This window comes from Nocardioides sp. NPDC057767, assembly GCF_042798275.1.
Lineage (GTDB): Bacteria > Actinomycetota > Actinomycetes > Propionibacteriales > Nocardioidaceae > Nocardioides.
In genome coordinates, this window is sequence record NZ_JBHVKJ010000020.1 from 40,107 (window position 1) to 54,217 (window position 14,111).

The window sequence follows — 14,111 nt, forward strand, 5'->3', positions numbered from 1 at the left end:
CGGTCACGGAAGAAAATTGCCGACTCCGCGCAAGCGGACACGCCGAATCGGTGGTTGTGGCGACCGAATCTGTCGTTGTGGAGGACGAAACTCGACTTTCGTCGCCCACGTCTGAAGATTCGCCTGCCACAACTACTGATTCGGCGGACGAATTTGTCGGATCGGTGGACAGAACGGCTCGGCAGGGCCAGGGTGAACCTTCGTGCGCATCGTTGTCGGAGCCGCAGCGGCGGCCACTCTCGCTCTCACCACCCTCACCCTGGCGCCGGTGGCGCAGGCTGCGCAGTCAGGGGGTGCGTACGACTGGACGGCTGTGAACGTCGATACGACGCAGGGCTTCCGGGCGCTCGACGCCGTGGACGCGGAGACCGCGTGGGTCGGCGGGGACGGCGGGGGAGTGTTCCGTACGACGGACGGCGGTGACACCTGGGACGAGGTCTCGCCGCCGGGATCGGACGGGCTGCTCTTCCGTGACGTCGAGGCGCGCTCGGCGAGTGAGGCCGTGGTGCTCTCCATCGGCGAGGGCGAGGCGAGCCGGATCTACAAGACCGTCGACGGCGGTGCGACCTGGACCGAGACGTTCCGCTCCGCGGAGCCGACGGCGTTCTACAACTGCGTCGACTTCTGGCCCGGCGGCGAGCGCGGGATCGCGATGAGCGACCCGGTGGGCGGCGAGTGGCGGATCATCACCACCTCCGACGGCGGCGACACCTGGGAGATCGCAGACACCGACGGCCTCGAGGCGCCGGGCGAGTTCGGCTACTCGGCCAGCGGGACCTGCCTGGTCACCGCGGGCGCGCAGGACGCCTGGATCGGCGGTGGCGGTGCCGCAGCGAAGATCTACGCCACCCACGACGGCGGCCGCTCCTGGTCCTCGGCCGACTCCACGATCGCGACCGGCGAGGCCGCCGGTGTCTTCGGGCTGGCGTTCAGCAACCCTCGTCAGGGGATCGCGGTCGGTGGCGACTTCGGCTTCGAGGACGACGGCGTCGACCGCGCCGCCTACTCCACCGACGGCGGCCGCACCTGGAAGAACTCCTCCTCCGACCTGGGCGGCTACCGCGAGGCGGTCGACTGGATCGGCGGTCGCACCGCGATCGCGGTCGGCCCCAACGGCAGCGACATCAGCCACGACGACGGCCGCTCGTGGAAGCCGTTCGGCGCGACTCAGACCCGCTTCCACACTGTCGACTGCGTCGGCGTCACCTGCTGGGCCGCCGGCGCCGGTGGACGGGTCGGGGTGCTCAGCCGCTGACGGTCAGATCGTGAGCCCGATCGTCATCGGGCCGCTCGGAGCCATCTCGTGCTCGCCGCGCTCGATGCAGAACTCGTTGCCCTCGGGGTCGAGGAGCGCGACGAAGCCGGACCCGTCCTCCTTGCGGTGGTCGCCGAAGACGGTGGCGCCGAGCGAGAGCGCCCGCTCGACCAGCTCGTCGCGAGTGGTGTCCTCCGGCCTGATGTCGATGTGGACCCGGTTCTTCGCCGTCTTCGCCTCGGGGACGGGGACGAAGAGGAACATCAGCTCCTTCGACGGGAAGCTCCTGGCGACGATCACCTCGGGGTCCTCGTCGTAGAAGAGGTGCCAGCCGGTGACCGCCGACCAGAACTCGGCGAGCTTGCGGGGGTCGGCACAGTCGAAGGTGAGGTGGCGGATCTGGATCGTCATGGCCGGATCATCCTCTGCGGCCGGTCCGATGCGAAACGGGTTATTCGACGAACCCCGAGACCGTACGCGGCGTGGCCGCCGCCGCGAGGGCGACGGCCGTCTCGAGCGGCACGTCCGGGACCGAGACGTGCTCCTGACCGGCCGCGGTCATCGCGGTGACCTGGGCGAGACCGATACGGCGGTCGAAGAAGGTCTGCCTGACCCGCCAGCCGATGATGCCGTCGGTCTGCAGAGCGGTGCGCACGGCGGTGTAGGAGCCGGAGCGGACCACCAGGTAGCGGTCGGTGAGGGCGTGGCCGAGGTGCCGGTGGCGCAGCTCGGCACCGAGCATGCCGAGGGCCAGTGCGACCACCAGGACGACGACCGGGATCCACCAGATCCAGGTGTCCCCGAGGACGCCGATCAGCACGGTCGGGACGAGCGCGACCAGCGTCCAGACCACGGTGGCCACGGCCGCCCGGAACCAGTAGCGCCGGCGCGGTTTCGGGCCGTGACCGGTCAGCTCCGCGGAGAACGCGTCCTCGCCGAGGATGTCGGTGCCGACGGTCGACACGACGGACTCCGGCGCCGTCGGCAGGACCGCGGGGGAGTTGTCGTCGAGCCCGGTCGTCAGCAGGTTGAGGTCGGCGCCGCCGGCCAGCCCGATCAGCGGGCCGACGGTCGAGGTCGCGCCGCGTACCTTCGCCTCCTCCACCGTCGTCGCGCGGGTGCTGGTCAGGCCGAAGCTACGCCGCAGCGTGGTGCCCTCGCGGCCCTGCTCACGCACGACCTGGAGGTCCCACCAGCGCACCGCGTAGCCCACGCACGAGCCGACCGCCCACACCACCAGCGCCCCGAGGACCGCGATCGGAACGGCGATGAACAGCGTGCGTACGACCTCCTCGACCGGGACGCCGTTCACCTCGCCGTCGGTGACCCGGATGCCGAGGGACTCCCACGGGATGAGGTCGGAGAACGCGCCGAAGACCGCGCCCAGACCACCCATCGCGATCGCCAGGTTCTTGAGGTTGAGCGGGGCGTACTTGATCCAGGACCAGTCGAGCTTCGCGATGACCACGCCGGCTGGCTGCCTCTCCTCGGCTGAGGCGTCGCCGGGCGCCCCGTCCGTGGACGGTGTGGAGGCTGTGGACGGCGTCGAGGGAGCCGCGTGGAGCAGCTCACGCCGGAGGCGGGCCGCCGCGTCCTTGGTCAGCGAGTCGAGCATGATCTGACCCTCGTCGACCCCGGTGCCGACGTTGACCTTGGTGACCCCGAGAGCGCGGTGGATGAGGGTCGAGTTGAGGTCGACACTGCGCACCCGGTCGAGCCGGGCGGTCAGGGTGGTGCGGTTGAGCAGCCCCTTGCGTACCTCCAGATGGGTCGGCGTCACCCGATAGGTCGTGGTCAGCCACGGGACCAGACCCGCCAGGGCCGCGACGACCGCGATGCCGGCCGCGACGAGGAGACCGATGAAGACGTTGGCCTGACCGGCGCCGAAGGCACCGACCGCGGCCGGGATGACCGCCTGGCGCAGGGTCGAGAGCGGGCTGACGATCGCGGTCCAGCCGGCCAGCCGCTGCCACTCCGCGTCCGGGACGGCGGGCGGCTCCGGGACCTCGGGCGTGCTCACGTCGCGTCCTCGGGGGTCGCGGCGGTGATCGCGACCAGCTTCGCGACCACCTCGAGGGCGAGCGCGTCGTCGAGGCAGGCGATCGAGACGTTGCCGGCCGAGGAGGCGGTGGAGACCTTGACCGTACGCAGCCCGAACTGCCGCATCAGCGGCCCCTGGGTCGAGTCGACCGTCTGCACCCGGGAGAGCGGCACGATCTCGTCGACGACGGTGAGCCACCCGTGGCGTACGTGCACGGCGATGTCGGTCACCTCCCACCGGTGGATCCGGAACCGGATCGACGGCACGAAGGTCAGCCCGGGGACCGGCGCGAGGACGAAGACCACCGCGGCGAGCCAGAGGATCCAGGTCCAGAAGCCATCGGGCACCATCACCGCCGCCACGACCGCACCGACAGCAAGCGCCAGCCAGATCACGGCACCGATCGCCTCCGCCGTACGCCAGTAGGCCGGTGCTCGCTCGGAGACCTGATGGGCGGGTTCGCGCAGTCGCTGTGGTGCGTCGGCATTCACGGGCGCGAGCCTATTGGGTCGTGTCCCTTTACCGTCTGGATTTGTGATCGGCGATTACGGAGGCGTACCACGCGAACGAGTCCCGCGGTGTGCGCACCAGGGTGTCGTAGTCGACGTGCACCAGCCCGAACCGCTGGGTGTAGCCCTCCGCCCACTCGAAGTTGTCCATCAGCGACCAGCAGTAGTAGCCGGCGACGTCGATGCCGTCGGCGACCGCGCGCTCGACCTGACGCAGGTGGAGGTCGAGGTAGGCGATGCGGTCGGCGTCGCCGTCGCCGGGAGCGGTGTTGTAGGAGGCACCGTTCTCGGTGATCACGAACGGCGGGTGCTCCGGATAGCGCTGGTGCAGCGCGGTCAGCAGCTCGTGGAGCCCGTCGGGGATGACCGGCCAGCCGAAGTCGGTGGTCGGGTAGCCGGTGATCGGCGGCTGCTCGATCGGGTTCGGCGCGCCCTCGGGAGCGGCGGCCGCCGCGGTCGGGTTGTAGTAGTTGAGCCCGTAGAAGTCGAGCGGCGTGCTGATCACCTCCAGGTCGCCGTCCTGGACCGGGAAGAGCGCGGCGAGATCCTCGGGATATCTGCCCAGCAGCACCGGGTCGGCGAAGGAGTGGTTCCACAGCGTGTCCAGCAGCCCCGCGGTCGCGACGTCCCCCTCCGAGTCGGTCGCGGGCCAGACCGGCATGTGGTTGGTGGCGGTACCGACGCTGCCGGCGCCCGCGGCGCGCAGCGCCTGCACCGCCAGCCCGTGCCCGAGCAGCAGATGGTGACCGGCGGGCAGCGCGTCGAAGACCAGCTTCTCGCCGGGGGCATGGAGGCCCAGCGCGTGGCCGAGGACGGTCACCACGTTCGGCTCGTTCACCGGGCACCATTGGGCGACGCGGTCGGCCAGACGATCGGCCACCACGGCTGCGTACTCCCCGAACCGCTGCGCCGTCTTCCGGCTCAGCCAGCCACCGTGGGCGTCCTGCAGCACCTGCGGGGTGTCCCAGTGGAACAGGGTCGCCATCGGCGCGATGCCACGCTCGAGCAGCCCGTCGACGAGGCGGTCGTAGAAGTCGAGGCCGCCCCGGTTGACCGATCCCGAGCCGGTCGGCAGCACCCGGGACCAGGAGATCGAGAAGCGGTACGCATCCAGCCCGAGCCGTGCCATCAGCTCCAGGTCCTCCTCGAGCCGGTGATAGTGGTCGCAGGCCACCTCGCCGCTGCTGTTGTCGAGGATCCGTCCCGGCTCGGCGCAGAAGGTGTCCCACACCGAGGGACCCCGGCCGTCCTCGTCGGCCGCCCCCTCGATCTGGTAGGCGGCGGTGCTGGCGCCGAACTGGAAGCCGGTCGGGAGGCTGGTGCCGGGAAGCTCGCTCACGCTGCAGAGTTTGCCGCGCGGACCCCGGTCCCGTCCGCGTTTCGGCCGTGGTCGGCGTACGACTCTAGGATTGTCGATCGTGGCACTCACCATCGGCATCGTGGGACTTCCCAACGCGGGCAAGTCGACCCTCTTCAACGCTCTGACCAAGAACGACGTACTCGCGGCGAACTACCCCTTCGCCACCATCGAGCCCAACGTCGGCGTCGTCGGGGTGCCCGACGAGAGGCTGGCCGAGCTGGCGAAGATCTACGGGTCGCAGAAGCTGCTGCCGGCCACGGTGCAGTTCGTCGACATCGCCGGCATCGTGCGCGGCGCCTCGCAGGGTGAGGGTCTGGGCAACAAGTTCCTCTCCCACATCCGTGAGTCCGATGCGATCTGCCAGGTCACCCGGGTGTTCCGCGACGACGACGTCACCCACGTCGACGGCAAGGTCGAGCCCGCCAACGACATCTCCACCATCCAGACCGAGCTGATCCTCGCCGACCTGGAGACGGTCGAGAAGGCGATCCCGCGGCTGGAGAAGGAGTCGCGCAAGCAGCCTGAGCTGAAGGCCAACCTGGCCGCGGTCGTCGAGGCCAAGGAGGCCCTCGAGGCCGGCACCCCGATCATCGCCACGAAGATCGACCGCGCCCTGATCCGCGACCTGATGCTGCTCACCGCGAAGCCCTACATCTTCGTCTTCAACTGCGACTCCGACGAGCTCGCCGACGAGGCCCTCAAGGACTCGATGCGCGAGCTGGTCGCCCCCGCCGAGGCGATCTTCCTGGACGCCAAGTTCGAGTCCGAGCTCGTCGAGCTCGACGAGGACGAGGCCCGCGAGTTCCTGGCCGACGCCGGGGTCGAGGAGCCCGGCCTGGACATCCTCGCCCGCGTCGGCTTCGACACCCTCGGCCTGCAGACCTACCTCACCGCCGGCCCCAAGGAGGTCCGCGCGTGGGAGATCCCCAAGGGCGCCACCGCCCCCGAGGCCGCCGGTGTCATCCACACCGACTTCCAGAAGGGCTTCATCAAGGCCGAGATCGTCTCCTACGACGACCTCATCGCCGCCGGCTCCGTCGCCAAGGCCCGTGACCTCGGCAAGGTCCGTATGGAGGGCAAGGACTACGTCATGGCCGACGGCGACGTGGTGGAGTTCCGCTTCAACGTCTGAGCGACGGCCGTCATCGGTCGTCCCTGCACTCACGCCAACGCTGGAGGTTCCATGCCCAAGGGCTACTGGGTCAGCGTCTACCGCAACATCTCGGACCCCGAGAAGCTGGCCGCCTACGGCAAGCTGGCCCCGGCGGCCGTCGAGGCCGGCGGTGGCCGGGTCCTCACCCGTGGCAGCCGGGTCGTGGCGCATGAAGCCGGAATCGCCGAGCGCACCGTCCTGATCGAGTTCGACAGCTTCGAGCAGGCCGTCGCGACGCACGAGAGCGCCGCCTATCAGGAGGCCCTGGCCGCCCTCTCCGGCGGCGTCGAGCGCGACTTCCGCATCGTCGAGGGCCTCGACTGACCGGGACCGCCGAGCGTACGGCCGACTGCCACAGCTGAACCCTTCTATGGCACGTCGCATCGGGTTGCATCTGGCTACGGTGAGCCGTCGGCCGGTCATGATCGAAGCGCCTCCCTGGCTTCGTCGCTGTCCATGAGGTCGGCCATCGTCGTCGGGCCGGTCGAGGAGTGCGAGACCACGCGCACCGCGGCGAGGGCCGTGAGTCGGCCGGTGGCCTCGGACTGTCCGGTGCCGTGGGCTCGCAGGTGCTGCCCGGTGCGGTGGTTGCGGACAAGGATCTGCCAGTCTGCGCTCCCGATCCGTGGCGCGTGGCGGAGCAGCCCGTGCAGTCGTGGCACCCGCGCCACAGCGGCGAGGGCGGCGGTCGCGGGAGCGGAGCTCAGCGCGAGGTAGGAGCGGATCGCGAGGCTGCGGTCAAAGCCGAGCAGGACGTGGTCGGGGAAGTCCGCGCGGAGGTAGCGACGGGTTCGTCCGTCAGGGCCCTCGGCCTTGGTGCTCGTGACCAGATTCCGTACGGACTCGTGCTCGGGCGGTCGGTAGAGATCGGTCCCGACGAGGTCTGCCGTCCACGCGACGGCCGCAGGTCCGTGCTTCTCGCCGGAGCCGAGCATGACGAGAACGTCGACCTCGTCCTGGGGGCGGCTGTCGAGCTCCGCGACGAGGACCGTGCTCAGTCCGGGCGCCAGGCCCGCTCCGAGCACGACCGGGCCCGACGATGCTGCTCGAAGCGCGTCCAGATAGGCGCCCGTCGCCGAGATCTCGACCAGCGGCGTACCGTCGACAGCCTCGCCGAGATCGGGCCGCTCGATCCCGGAGGTGTTCACGACCACATCGTGCGTGCCGGCGAGCCGTGTCAACGCCGTGAGATCTCCGCGCAGGTCGACCGCGGTGTCGCCGCTGGCTCTTCGGCTCGCCGCGGTCACGGTGTGTCCGGCCCGGGTGAGTTCGCGGCGAACCACCGTCCCGACCGCGCCGCGTGCTCCCAGCAGAAGTGTCCTCACCAGATGACCTCTCTTCCGTTCCTGTGCCGTGTTCGACACATCCTCCGGGTGACGCTCCGCCGAGGCGAGTGAACTTGCAGATCCTGCAAACTGGCGGCATGGATGCGGACGTCGCGGGGATCATCGATGCCATCGGACCGAGGTTGCGGACGCTACGGACCGTGCGCGGGCTGACCCTGGCCGCGGTCGCCGAGCGGACGGGACTGTCGGTGAGCGCACTGTCCCGACTCGAGACCGGCCGCCGCCAACCGACACTCGATCTGCTCATCCCTCTGGCCGAGACGTACCGAGCGTCGCTGGATCGGATCGTCGGGGCGCCTGCGACCGGCGATCCGCGAACGCACCTCGAGCCATATCGCCATCCGAACGGTGGCTTGGCGGTTCCGCTGACCCGATATCCCGGTCGGATTCAGGTCTTCAAGCACGTGCTCGGCCCGCGCGAGCCCAGGCTCGTCTCTCACGAGGGCCACGCGTGGCTGTACGTCCTGGCAGGCACTCTCCGCCTCCTGCTCGGCGATGACGAGCATGTGCTCGCTCCGGGGGAGACCGCCGAGTTCGACCCGATGACGCCGCACTGGTTCGGGCCCGCCGACGGAAGTGGTGCTGTCGAGGTCCTGCACCTGTTCGGGCCTCGTGGCGACGCGGCCGTTCCACGGGTGAAGCAGACGGACAGCATGGCTGAGGATGCCCTCTCCGGTTCTGAGGCGTGACAACTCCGGGGCGCCGCGACGTATTTTCCGTTTTCGACGTCGACGGCTGACGAGCCGCGGCTACTCTCGGCCGAGGTCTGGTTTGACGGAGTGGAGCTGCGATGGTTGGCCAGGTTGAGGTGATGTGGATCGTCGCGATCATGGCGCTGTGGTGGGTGCCGACGATCGTCGCGCTGGTCCTGATCGGCCGAAGTATCGCTGCCCGGGGGCGCATGAGTGGGCTGGACGTCCTCGACATCGTGATGGTGCTGGTCTTCAGCTGGGCCGGTGCCCTGGTCTACTTCCTCATCGCGTTCCTGCGTCATCGCCGGGAGTCTGGACCCGTGGTCGCCGGGTCACCGGCGATCGTGGAGAGCGAGACGACCTTGCAACGGGTCGACGAGGCGTACGCACGGGCCTGGGCCGAAGCGCGTACGGCCGCCGACGACGACCTCATCGACGCGCTCCACCAGGCGAAGCTCGGGCCGAGCTGGACCGAGCCGGGCCGGCCGCGGGCGGACCTGCTGTTCGCCATCTGGCGGGCGGGCGCGACACCGCGGTCCGCCTCGAGGCAGCTTCGCGATGCGCTCGGCTCTCGGTCCGGGCGTGCAGGCGCGTAGAGCGCTGAGGTGCTTGACCCGGGCGGGAACCAGGAGAACTCTGGAGGGATGACAAGCCGTGCCGTAGATGACTCGCGTTCGCTGCTGACGCTCGGCCGGGTGGACTCGGTGCGAGTCCAGGTCGGTTATCGGGCCAGCCCGGACCAGCGGGTGGATCGGCATTACCTGCTCGACCTGTCCGTCCCGGAGCCGGAGGGCGAGAACGTCCTCGAGGAGAGAGCGATCCTCGCCGCACTGGAGCCGGTCCTGTACGCCGGCGCCGACGCGCGTCGCCACTATTCGCTCCACCAGCACCGTTGGCACACCAGCTGGGGCGCGAGTCCGGGCGCCCTCGAGATCGGGCTGCTGGTGAACACCGGGCCCCGGACCACGGCCCTCTCGGAGGCGTCGTACGACGGTGTGACCCGCGCCTTCCGCGACGTGATGGAGGTGGTCGGCCAGCCGGAGCGGACGCCGACCTCACGGGAGTCGGCGGTCCAGCGCTCCCGAATCGCGGCTGCGACGGCGTACGCCGTGGACCCGGACGCCCTCTCGCTCCGCGCGGAGGAGCATCACCCGGCAGACGACTCCTGGACGATCACTCTGCGCTCGACCACGGGGGAGGAGTACGACGTGGTCGTCGGCTTCGTCGAGGGGTACGCCGGTTCGGTGTCGGTGCGGCACGCACACCGGATCGAGGCGTCCGACTCCATCGGCCCCGAGTGACCTGCAGCCATGAGGCCGAGTCGGCCAGCACAGTCATCGAGTGGGAGACGGAGGTCGGTGAGCATCTCGGGCACCACCCAGCCCGTTGTCGCCCATGCGGACGAGCCCGACCTCGCGGTGCTCCATCGGGACCTACGTGAGGCCTGCGGACCTTGTGCGGCGCGGCCCTCATGGGCGTGCTGCCGCGCTCCTGATCAGTTCCGGAGCGCCGCGACCGGGAGGCGGGCTGCGGCCCACTCGGGATAGCCGTCCTCGAGCCTGACGGCGTCGCGCCCGGCCGCCTGAAGGGTGCGGACGGCGTCGTCGGCGTAGACGCAGTAGGGCCCGCGGCAGTAGGCGACGACGGTGGCGCCGTCAGGCAGCTCGGCCAGGCGGCTGCGCAGCTCGGTGTTCGGGATCGAGAGGGCTCCGCGGACGTGGCCGGCGTCGTACTCGGGACGAGGGCGGACGTCGAGGACGACCACGTCGCCGGCGCGAAGGCGCTTGCGCAGCTCGTCGCGGGTGATCGTGGTGAGCTCGTCGCGGTTGCCGAGATAGGCGCCGGCCACGCGATCGAGCTCGGCGACGTGCTGGGCCGCGGTCTCGCGCAGCGTTCGCCAGAGCGCGAGGACCGTCGGGCTGGCGAGCGAGTAGAAGATCCGATTGCCGTCGCGCCGCGAGGTCACGAGCCCGGCGCGCAGCAGTCGCTGCAGGTGCTGGGAGGTGTTGGCGATGGACTGCCCGATCTCACCGGCCAGGTCCTCGACCGGGCGCTCTCCCTGGGCCAGGACGTCAACCAGCTCGGCGCGACGCCCGTTGGCGAGGGCCTTGGCTGCTTCGGCGAGCGTGTCGTAGAGCGCGTCCTTGGCCTTGCGGTCACCCATGATCGCCTCCTCGTACGACGTGCGCCGGGCGGCGTGCGTCGATCAAGTATTCAAGATTTTTCTTGACAAGGCAAGGGCGCAGGCGTTCCATCTATTCAAGAGATAGATTGAATAGGAGGTGGTCGACATGGCCGTCGACACCCACGAGCTGGAAGCGAAGGTCCAGCAGATGTACCGGGAGGTCGCGCTGCATCCTGACGCGGGCTTCCACTTCGAGCTCGGGCGAGGCCTGGCCGAGTCCGTCGGCTACGACCCGGCCCGGCTCGACCTCGTGCCCGCCGACGCGGTGGCCTCCTTCGCCGGCGTCGGACACTTCTTCGACTTTGCCGATCCCCGAGCGGGCGAGACCCTCCTCGACCTCGGCAGCGGGTCCGGCATGGACGTCTTCTACGCGGCGACGCTGGTCGGCACCAGCGGCAAGGTGATCGGTGTGGACTTCACCCCCGAGCAGCTGGCCAAGGCCCGTCGTCTCGCCGCCGGCCACGCCGACGCCGTCGAGTTCCGGGAAGGACGCCTCGACGACCTTCCGGTCGAGGACGGCACCGTCGACTGCGTGATCTCCAACGGCGTGATCAACCTCTGCCCGGACAAGGCCCTCGTCTTCGCCGAGGCCGCCCGCGTGCTCCGGCCGGGAGGGCGGCTGGCGCTCGCCGACATCGTGACCGACGTACCGCTGGCCGAAGGCATCGTGTGCAACGCCGACCTCTGGGCGGCCTGCATCGGCGGCGCCGCCCAGGTCGACGACTACGTCGCCGCGATCGAGAAGGCTGGGCTCGTGGTCGCGTTGATGCGCCGCAACCGCTACGGCTTCCTGTCGGCAGGAGCCCAGGGTGCTGCGAAGACGTACGGCGTCAAGAGCATCTCGCTCCTGGCCAGCAAGCCGGTGGAGCCGTGAACACGCCGTGGCGTCGGCGCGAGGCGCCCGCCCTCCTCGTGGTGCTCAGGGCGCTGCCGAGGGATGATCGACAGCGGAGCGTCCACCCGGGAGGCCGGTAGTGATCAACGACCTGGTGACCGCCGTGCCCGACTCCGGGCTCGGCAACAACGCCTACCTGGTCGATCTCGGCGACGGTGCGGCGCTCGCCGTCGATGCCTGCCGCGACCTCCGGGCGCTGCGCGCGGAGGCCGGCCGGCGTGGCCTGCGGATCACCCATGCCGCCGACACCCATCTGCACGCTGACTTCCTCTCCGGAGCCGTCCAGCTCGCCGCCGACGAGGGTGCCCAGGTGCTCGCCTCGAAGGCAGGCAGACGAACGTTCGAGCACACCGCGCTCGAGGACGAGCAGGAGATCGCCCTGAACGGCGGGCTGATCCTTCGCGCGCTCGCCACCCCTGGACACACCGACGAGCACCTGTCCTTCGCCCTGCTCGACGGTGATCTGACACTCGGGGTGTTCACCGGCGGCTCCCTCATCGTGGGGTCGGCCGCCCGCGTCGACCTGGTCGACCCCGCGCGCACCGAGAGCCTGGCGCGGGCGCAGTTCCGATCCGTACGTCGCGTCGCCGCGCTCGGCGACGACGCGGCGCTGTGGCCCACCCATGGCGGGGGCTCGTTCTGCTCGGCAGCGGCCACGGGCACCTCGACCAGCACGATCGGGAAGGAGCGGCTCAGCAACCCGCTGCTGGCGCTCGACGAGGACGGATTCGTGCAGGCGCTGCTCGCTTCGCACGGGACGTACCCGACCTACTTCCGGCGCCTGGGCGAGCGCAACCGGCGCGGGCCGGCCGTCGTCGGTGGGCGGCCCGCGCTCGAGGCGCTTCCGCCGCGGGTCGTGGCGGACGGGCAGCGGCATGGTGTCGTCGTCGTCGACGTACGTCCGGTCGCGGCGTTCGCCGCTGCTCACCCCCAGGATGCGCTGTCGATCCCGCTGCGGAGTGCCTTCGTGAGCTGGCTGGGGTGGCTGGCACCGCACGACCGGCCGATCATCGTGCTGCGGGACGCGGACCAGGACCCCGACGAGATCCTCTGGCAGGCGCTGAAGATCGGCTACGAGAACATCGCCGGTGAGGTCGACGGTGGGCTCCCGGCATGGCAGGCCGCCGGGCTTCCCACTGCCTCTCTCGCGCTCACCGACGGCGTCGGTGTGAACGAGATGCGGGTGCTCGACGTCCGTCAGGAACGCGAGTACGTCGCCGGTCATGTTCCCGGAGCCCTGCACCTCGAGCTCGGGGTTGTCGAGGAGGCGGCCACCACGCTCGCCGACGTGCCGACCCTGGTGATGTGCGGTCACGGGGAACGCGCCATGAGTGCGGCGAGCATCCTGCAGCGGCACGGCTTCACGCAGCTGACGGTCCTGGACGGTGGCCCCGAGTCCGTGGTGACGGAGCCCGTCGGGTGACCGGCGATCTCGGCACTGCGCCACGGCTCGGCCTGCGTGCCAACGTGGCGCAGTTCTCGCTGCTGGTCGTCGTCAACGCGCTTGTCGGCGGGATGCTCGGCCAGGAGCGTACGGTCCTCCCGCTGCTGGCCGAGGACGTGTTCGGGGTCGCGTCCTACACGGCGGCCCTGACCTACATCCTCGCCTTCGGTCTCGCGAAGGCCGCGACCAACTATCTCGCCGGTATCTGGTCCGAGCGCCACGGTCGCAAGCCGGTCCTCGTCGCGGGATGGCTGGTCGCGCTGCCGGTGCCGCTCCTGCTGATCTGGGCGCCGAGCTGGTGGATCGTCGTCGGTGCCAACGTGTTGCTCGGCATCAGCCAGGGCCTCACCTGGTCGACCACCGTCATCATGAAGATCGACCTCGTCGGCCCCCGCCGACGGGGTCTCGCCCTGGGCATCAACGAGTCCGCCGGGTATCTGGCCCTCGCCGCCACCGCGCTGCTGACCGGCCGGATCGCCGCCGACGCCGGGCTCCGGCCCGAGCCGTTCCTGGTCGGCGTCGCGTACGCCGCCCTCGGGCTCGGACTCTCGACCTTGGCCGTCCGCGAGACCCGGGGTCACGCAGACCGCGAGGCGGGCCAGGGGGAGCCGCCCGAGGGTCCGATGAGCGACCGCGAGGTGCTCGTCCGTACGTCCCTGCGCGACCCGGCGCTGTCCTCGGCCAGCCAGGCGGGCCTGGTGAACAACCTCAACGACGGTCTGGCCTGGGGCCTGTTCGCGGTCCTGTTCGCCTCGGCTGGGCTCGGCATCGGTCACGTCGGCCTGCTCGTGGCGGCCTACCCGGCCGTGTGGGGCCTCGGTCAGCTCGCCACCGGCGCGCTCTCGGACCACTGGGGACGCAAGCCGCTCATCGTCGCCGGCATGCTGGTCCAGGCCGCGGCCCTGGGCCTGGTCGCTGCGGTCGGCTCGGCGGCGTGGTGGCTCGTCGCGGCGGTGCTGCTCGGCCTGGGCACCGCCATGGTCTATCCGACACTTCTGGCGGTCATCGGCGATGTCGCGCATCCCTCGTGGCGGGCACGCGCCGTCGGGGTCTACCGGCTGTGGCGGGATCTCGGGTTCGCGGTCGGAGCGCTGCTGGCCGGGGTCCTCGCGGACCTGTGGGGTGTCCGGGGTGCGGTCTGGGCCGTCGCCGCCGTCACGGCCGCGTCCGGTCTCGTGGTCGTGCTGCGGATGCCGGAGACGCATCGGCCCGCCGCACTCCGGTAGCGGCC

Annotated in this window: 15 protein-coding genes; 9 read left to right on the forward strand and 6 right to left on the reverse strand. The window is 70.5% G+C overall.

Annotated elements, in window-relative coordinates; genetic code table 11:
• Positions 1 to 202 precede the first annotated feature (202 nt).
• Entirely contained in the window at positions 203 to 1,255 is a 1,053-nt protein-coding gene (locus tag ACFVDI_RS12365) for a WD40/YVTN/BNR-like repeat-containing protein (RefSeq protein ID WP_378905025.1), read from the forward strand.
• A 3-nt stretch (positions 1,256 to 1,258) separates the two neighbouring features.
• On the opposite strand, the gene ACFVDI_RS12370 is transcribed toward ACFVDI_RS12365, so the two are convergent.
• Genes ACFVDI_RS12370 through ACFVDI_RS12385 form a run of 4 tightly spaced genes read right to left on the reverse strand, consistent with a single transcriptional unit; the run spans position 1,259 to position 5,144 of the window.
• Positions 1,259 to 1,666, reverse strand: a complete 408-nt coding sequence (locus tag ACFVDI_RS12370; RefSeq protein WP_378905028.1) for a VOC family protein — start codon at positions 1,664 to 1,666, stop codon at positions 1,259 to 1,261.
• Between the two features lie 40 nt (positions 1,667 to 1,706).
• A complete protein-coding gene (locus ACFVDI_RS12375) occupies positions 1,707 to 3,275 on the reverse strand; it encodes a PH domain-containing protein (protein WP_378905031.1) in 1,569 nt (522 codons plus the stop codon).
• Entirely contained in the window at positions 3,272 to 3,787 is a 516-nt protein-coding gene (locus ACFVDI_RS12380) for a PH domain-containing protein (protein ID WP_378905035.1), read from the reverse strand. Before ACFVDI_RS12380 ends, ACFVDI_RS12375 begins: the two co-directional genes overlap by 4 nt.
• Positions 3,788 to 3,815: 28 nt before the next feature.
• Positions 3,816 to 5,144: a GH1 family beta-glucosidase gene (locus ACFVDI_RS12385; RefSeq protein ID WP_378905038.1), complete on the reverse strand. Its 1,329-nt coding sequence runs from the start codon at positions 5,142 to 5,144 to the stop codon at positions 3,816 to 3,818.
• Positions 5,145 to 5,223: 79 nt separating this feature from the next.
• On the opposite strand from ACFVDI_RS12385, the gene ychF reads away from it, so the two are divergent.
• Positions 5,224 to 6,297: a redox-regulated ATPase YchF gene (gene ychF, locus ACFVDI_RS12390; RefSeq protein ID WP_378905041.1), complete on the forward strand. Its 1,074-nt coding sequence runs from the start codon at positions 5,224 to 5,226 to the stop codon at positions 6,295 to 6,297.
• 51 nt (positions 6,298 to 6,348) lie between these two features.
• A complete protein-coding gene (locus ACFVDI_RS12395) occupies positions 6,349 to 6,642 on the forward strand; it encodes a DUF1330 domain-containing protein (protein ID WP_378905044.1) in 294 nt (97 codons plus the stop codon).
• 95 nt (positions 6,643 to 6,737) lie between these two features.
• Here the strand turns inward: ACFVDI_RS12395 and ACFVDI_RS12400 are convergent, their stop codons facing one another.
• A complete protein-coding gene (locus ACFVDI_RS12400; RefSeq protein WP_378905047.1) occupies positions 6,738 to 7,643 on the reverse strand; it encodes a hypothetical protein in 906 nt (301 codons plus the stop codon).
• Between the two features lie 98 nt (positions 7,644 to 7,741).
• Between ACFVDI_RS12400 and ACFVDI_RS12405 the strand changes: the two genes are divergently transcribed.
• The 3 genes from ACFVDI_RS12405 to ACFVDI_RS12415 all read left to right on the forward strand — a co-directional run bounded on the left by ACFVDI_RS12405 (position 7,742) and on the right by ACFVDI_RS12415 (position 9,657).
• Entirely contained in the window at positions 7,742 to 8,353 is a 612-nt protein-coding gene (locus ACFVDI_RS12405) for a helix-turn-helix domain-containing protein (RefSeq protein ID WP_378905050.1), read from the forward strand.
• Between the two features lie 101 nt (positions 8,354 to 8,454).
• Positions 8,455 to 8,952: a hypothetical protein gene (locus ACFVDI_RS12410; protein ID WP_378905053.1), complete on the forward strand. Its 498-nt coding sequence runs from the start codon at positions 8,455 to 8,457 to the stop codon at positions 8,950 to 8,952.
• A 48-nt stretch (positions 8,953 to 9,000) separates the two neighbouring features.
• On the forward strand, positions 9,001 to 9,657 hold the full coding sequence (locus ACFVDI_RS12415; protein ID WP_378905056.1) for a hypothetical protein: 657 nt from the start codon (positions 9,001 to 9,003) through the stop codon (positions 9,655 to 9,657).
• Positions 9,658 to 9,851: 194 nt separating this feature from the next.
• On the opposite strand, the gene ACFVDI_RS12420 is transcribed toward ACFVDI_RS12415, so the two are convergent.
• Positions 9,852 to 10,520: an ArsR/SmtB family transcription factor gene (locus tag ACFVDI_RS12420; RefSeq protein WP_378905058.1), complete on the reverse strand. Its 669-nt coding sequence runs from the start codon at positions 10,518 to 10,520 to the stop codon at positions 9,852 to 9,854.
• Between the two features lie 127 nt (positions 10,521 to 10,647).
• Between ACFVDI_RS12420 and ACFVDI_RS12425 the strand changes: the two genes are divergently transcribed.
• From ACFVDI_RS12425 to ACFVDI_RS12435, 3 genes are all read left to right on the forward strand, one after another.
• Complete coding sequence (locus ACFVDI_RS12425; RefSeq protein ID WP_378905060.1) at positions 10,648 to 11,415, forward strand: methyltransferase domain-containing protein; 768 nt, start codon at positions 10,648 to 10,650, stop codon at positions 11,413 to 11,415.
• Between the two features lie 100 nt (positions 11,416 to 11,515).
• Positions 11,516 to 12,859: a rhodanese-like domain-containing protein gene (locus ACFVDI_RS12430; RefSeq protein ID WP_378905062.1), complete on the forward strand. Its 1,344-nt coding sequence runs from the start codon at positions 11,516 to 11,518 to the stop codon at positions 12,857 to 12,859.
• Complete coding sequence (locus ACFVDI_RS12435; RefSeq protein WP_378905064.1) at positions 12,856 to 14,106, forward strand: MFS transporter; 1,251 nt, start codon at positions 12,856 to 12,858, stop codon at positions 14,104 to 14,106. The genes ACFVDI_RS12430 and ACFVDI_RS12435 overlap by 4 nt, the downstream gene beginning before the upstream one ends.
• The last annotated feature ends 5 nt before the right edge of the window (positions 14,107 to 14,111 follow it).

What these genes read in the sequence shown, in the direction of transcription:
- ACFVDI_RS12415 (WP_378905056.1), top strand. Translation starts at nt 9,001, where the DNA reads ATGACAAGCCGTGCCGTAGATGACTCGCGTTCGCTGCTGACGCTCGGC.
- ACFVDI_RS12420 (WP_378905058.1), bottom strand. Translation starts at nt 10,520, where the DNA reads ATGGGTGACCGCAAGGCCAAGGACGCGCTCTACGACACGCTCGCCGAA.
- ACFVDI_RS12395 (WP_378905044.1), top strand. Translation starts at nt 6,349, where the DNA reads ATGCCCAAGGGCTACTGGGTCAGCGTCTACCGCAACATCTCGGACCCC.
- ACFVDI_RS12425 (WP_378905060.1), top strand. Translation starts at nt 10,648, where the DNA reads ATGGCCGTCGACACCCACGAGCTGGAAGCGAAGGTCCAGCAGATGTAC.
- ACFVDI_RS12370 (WP_378905028.1), bottom strand. Translation starts at nt 1,666, where the DNA reads ATGACGATCCAGATCCGCCACCTCACCTTCGACTGTGCCGACCCCCGC.
- ACFVDI_RS12405 (WP_378905050.1), top strand. Translation starts at nt 7,742, where the DNA reads ATGGATGCGGACGTCGCGGGGATCATCGATGCCATCGGACCGAGGTTG.
- ACFVDI_RS12410 (WP_378905053.1), top strand. Translation starts at nt 8,455, where the DNA reads ATGGTTGGCCAGGTTGAGGTGATGTGGATCGTCGCGATCATGGCGCTG.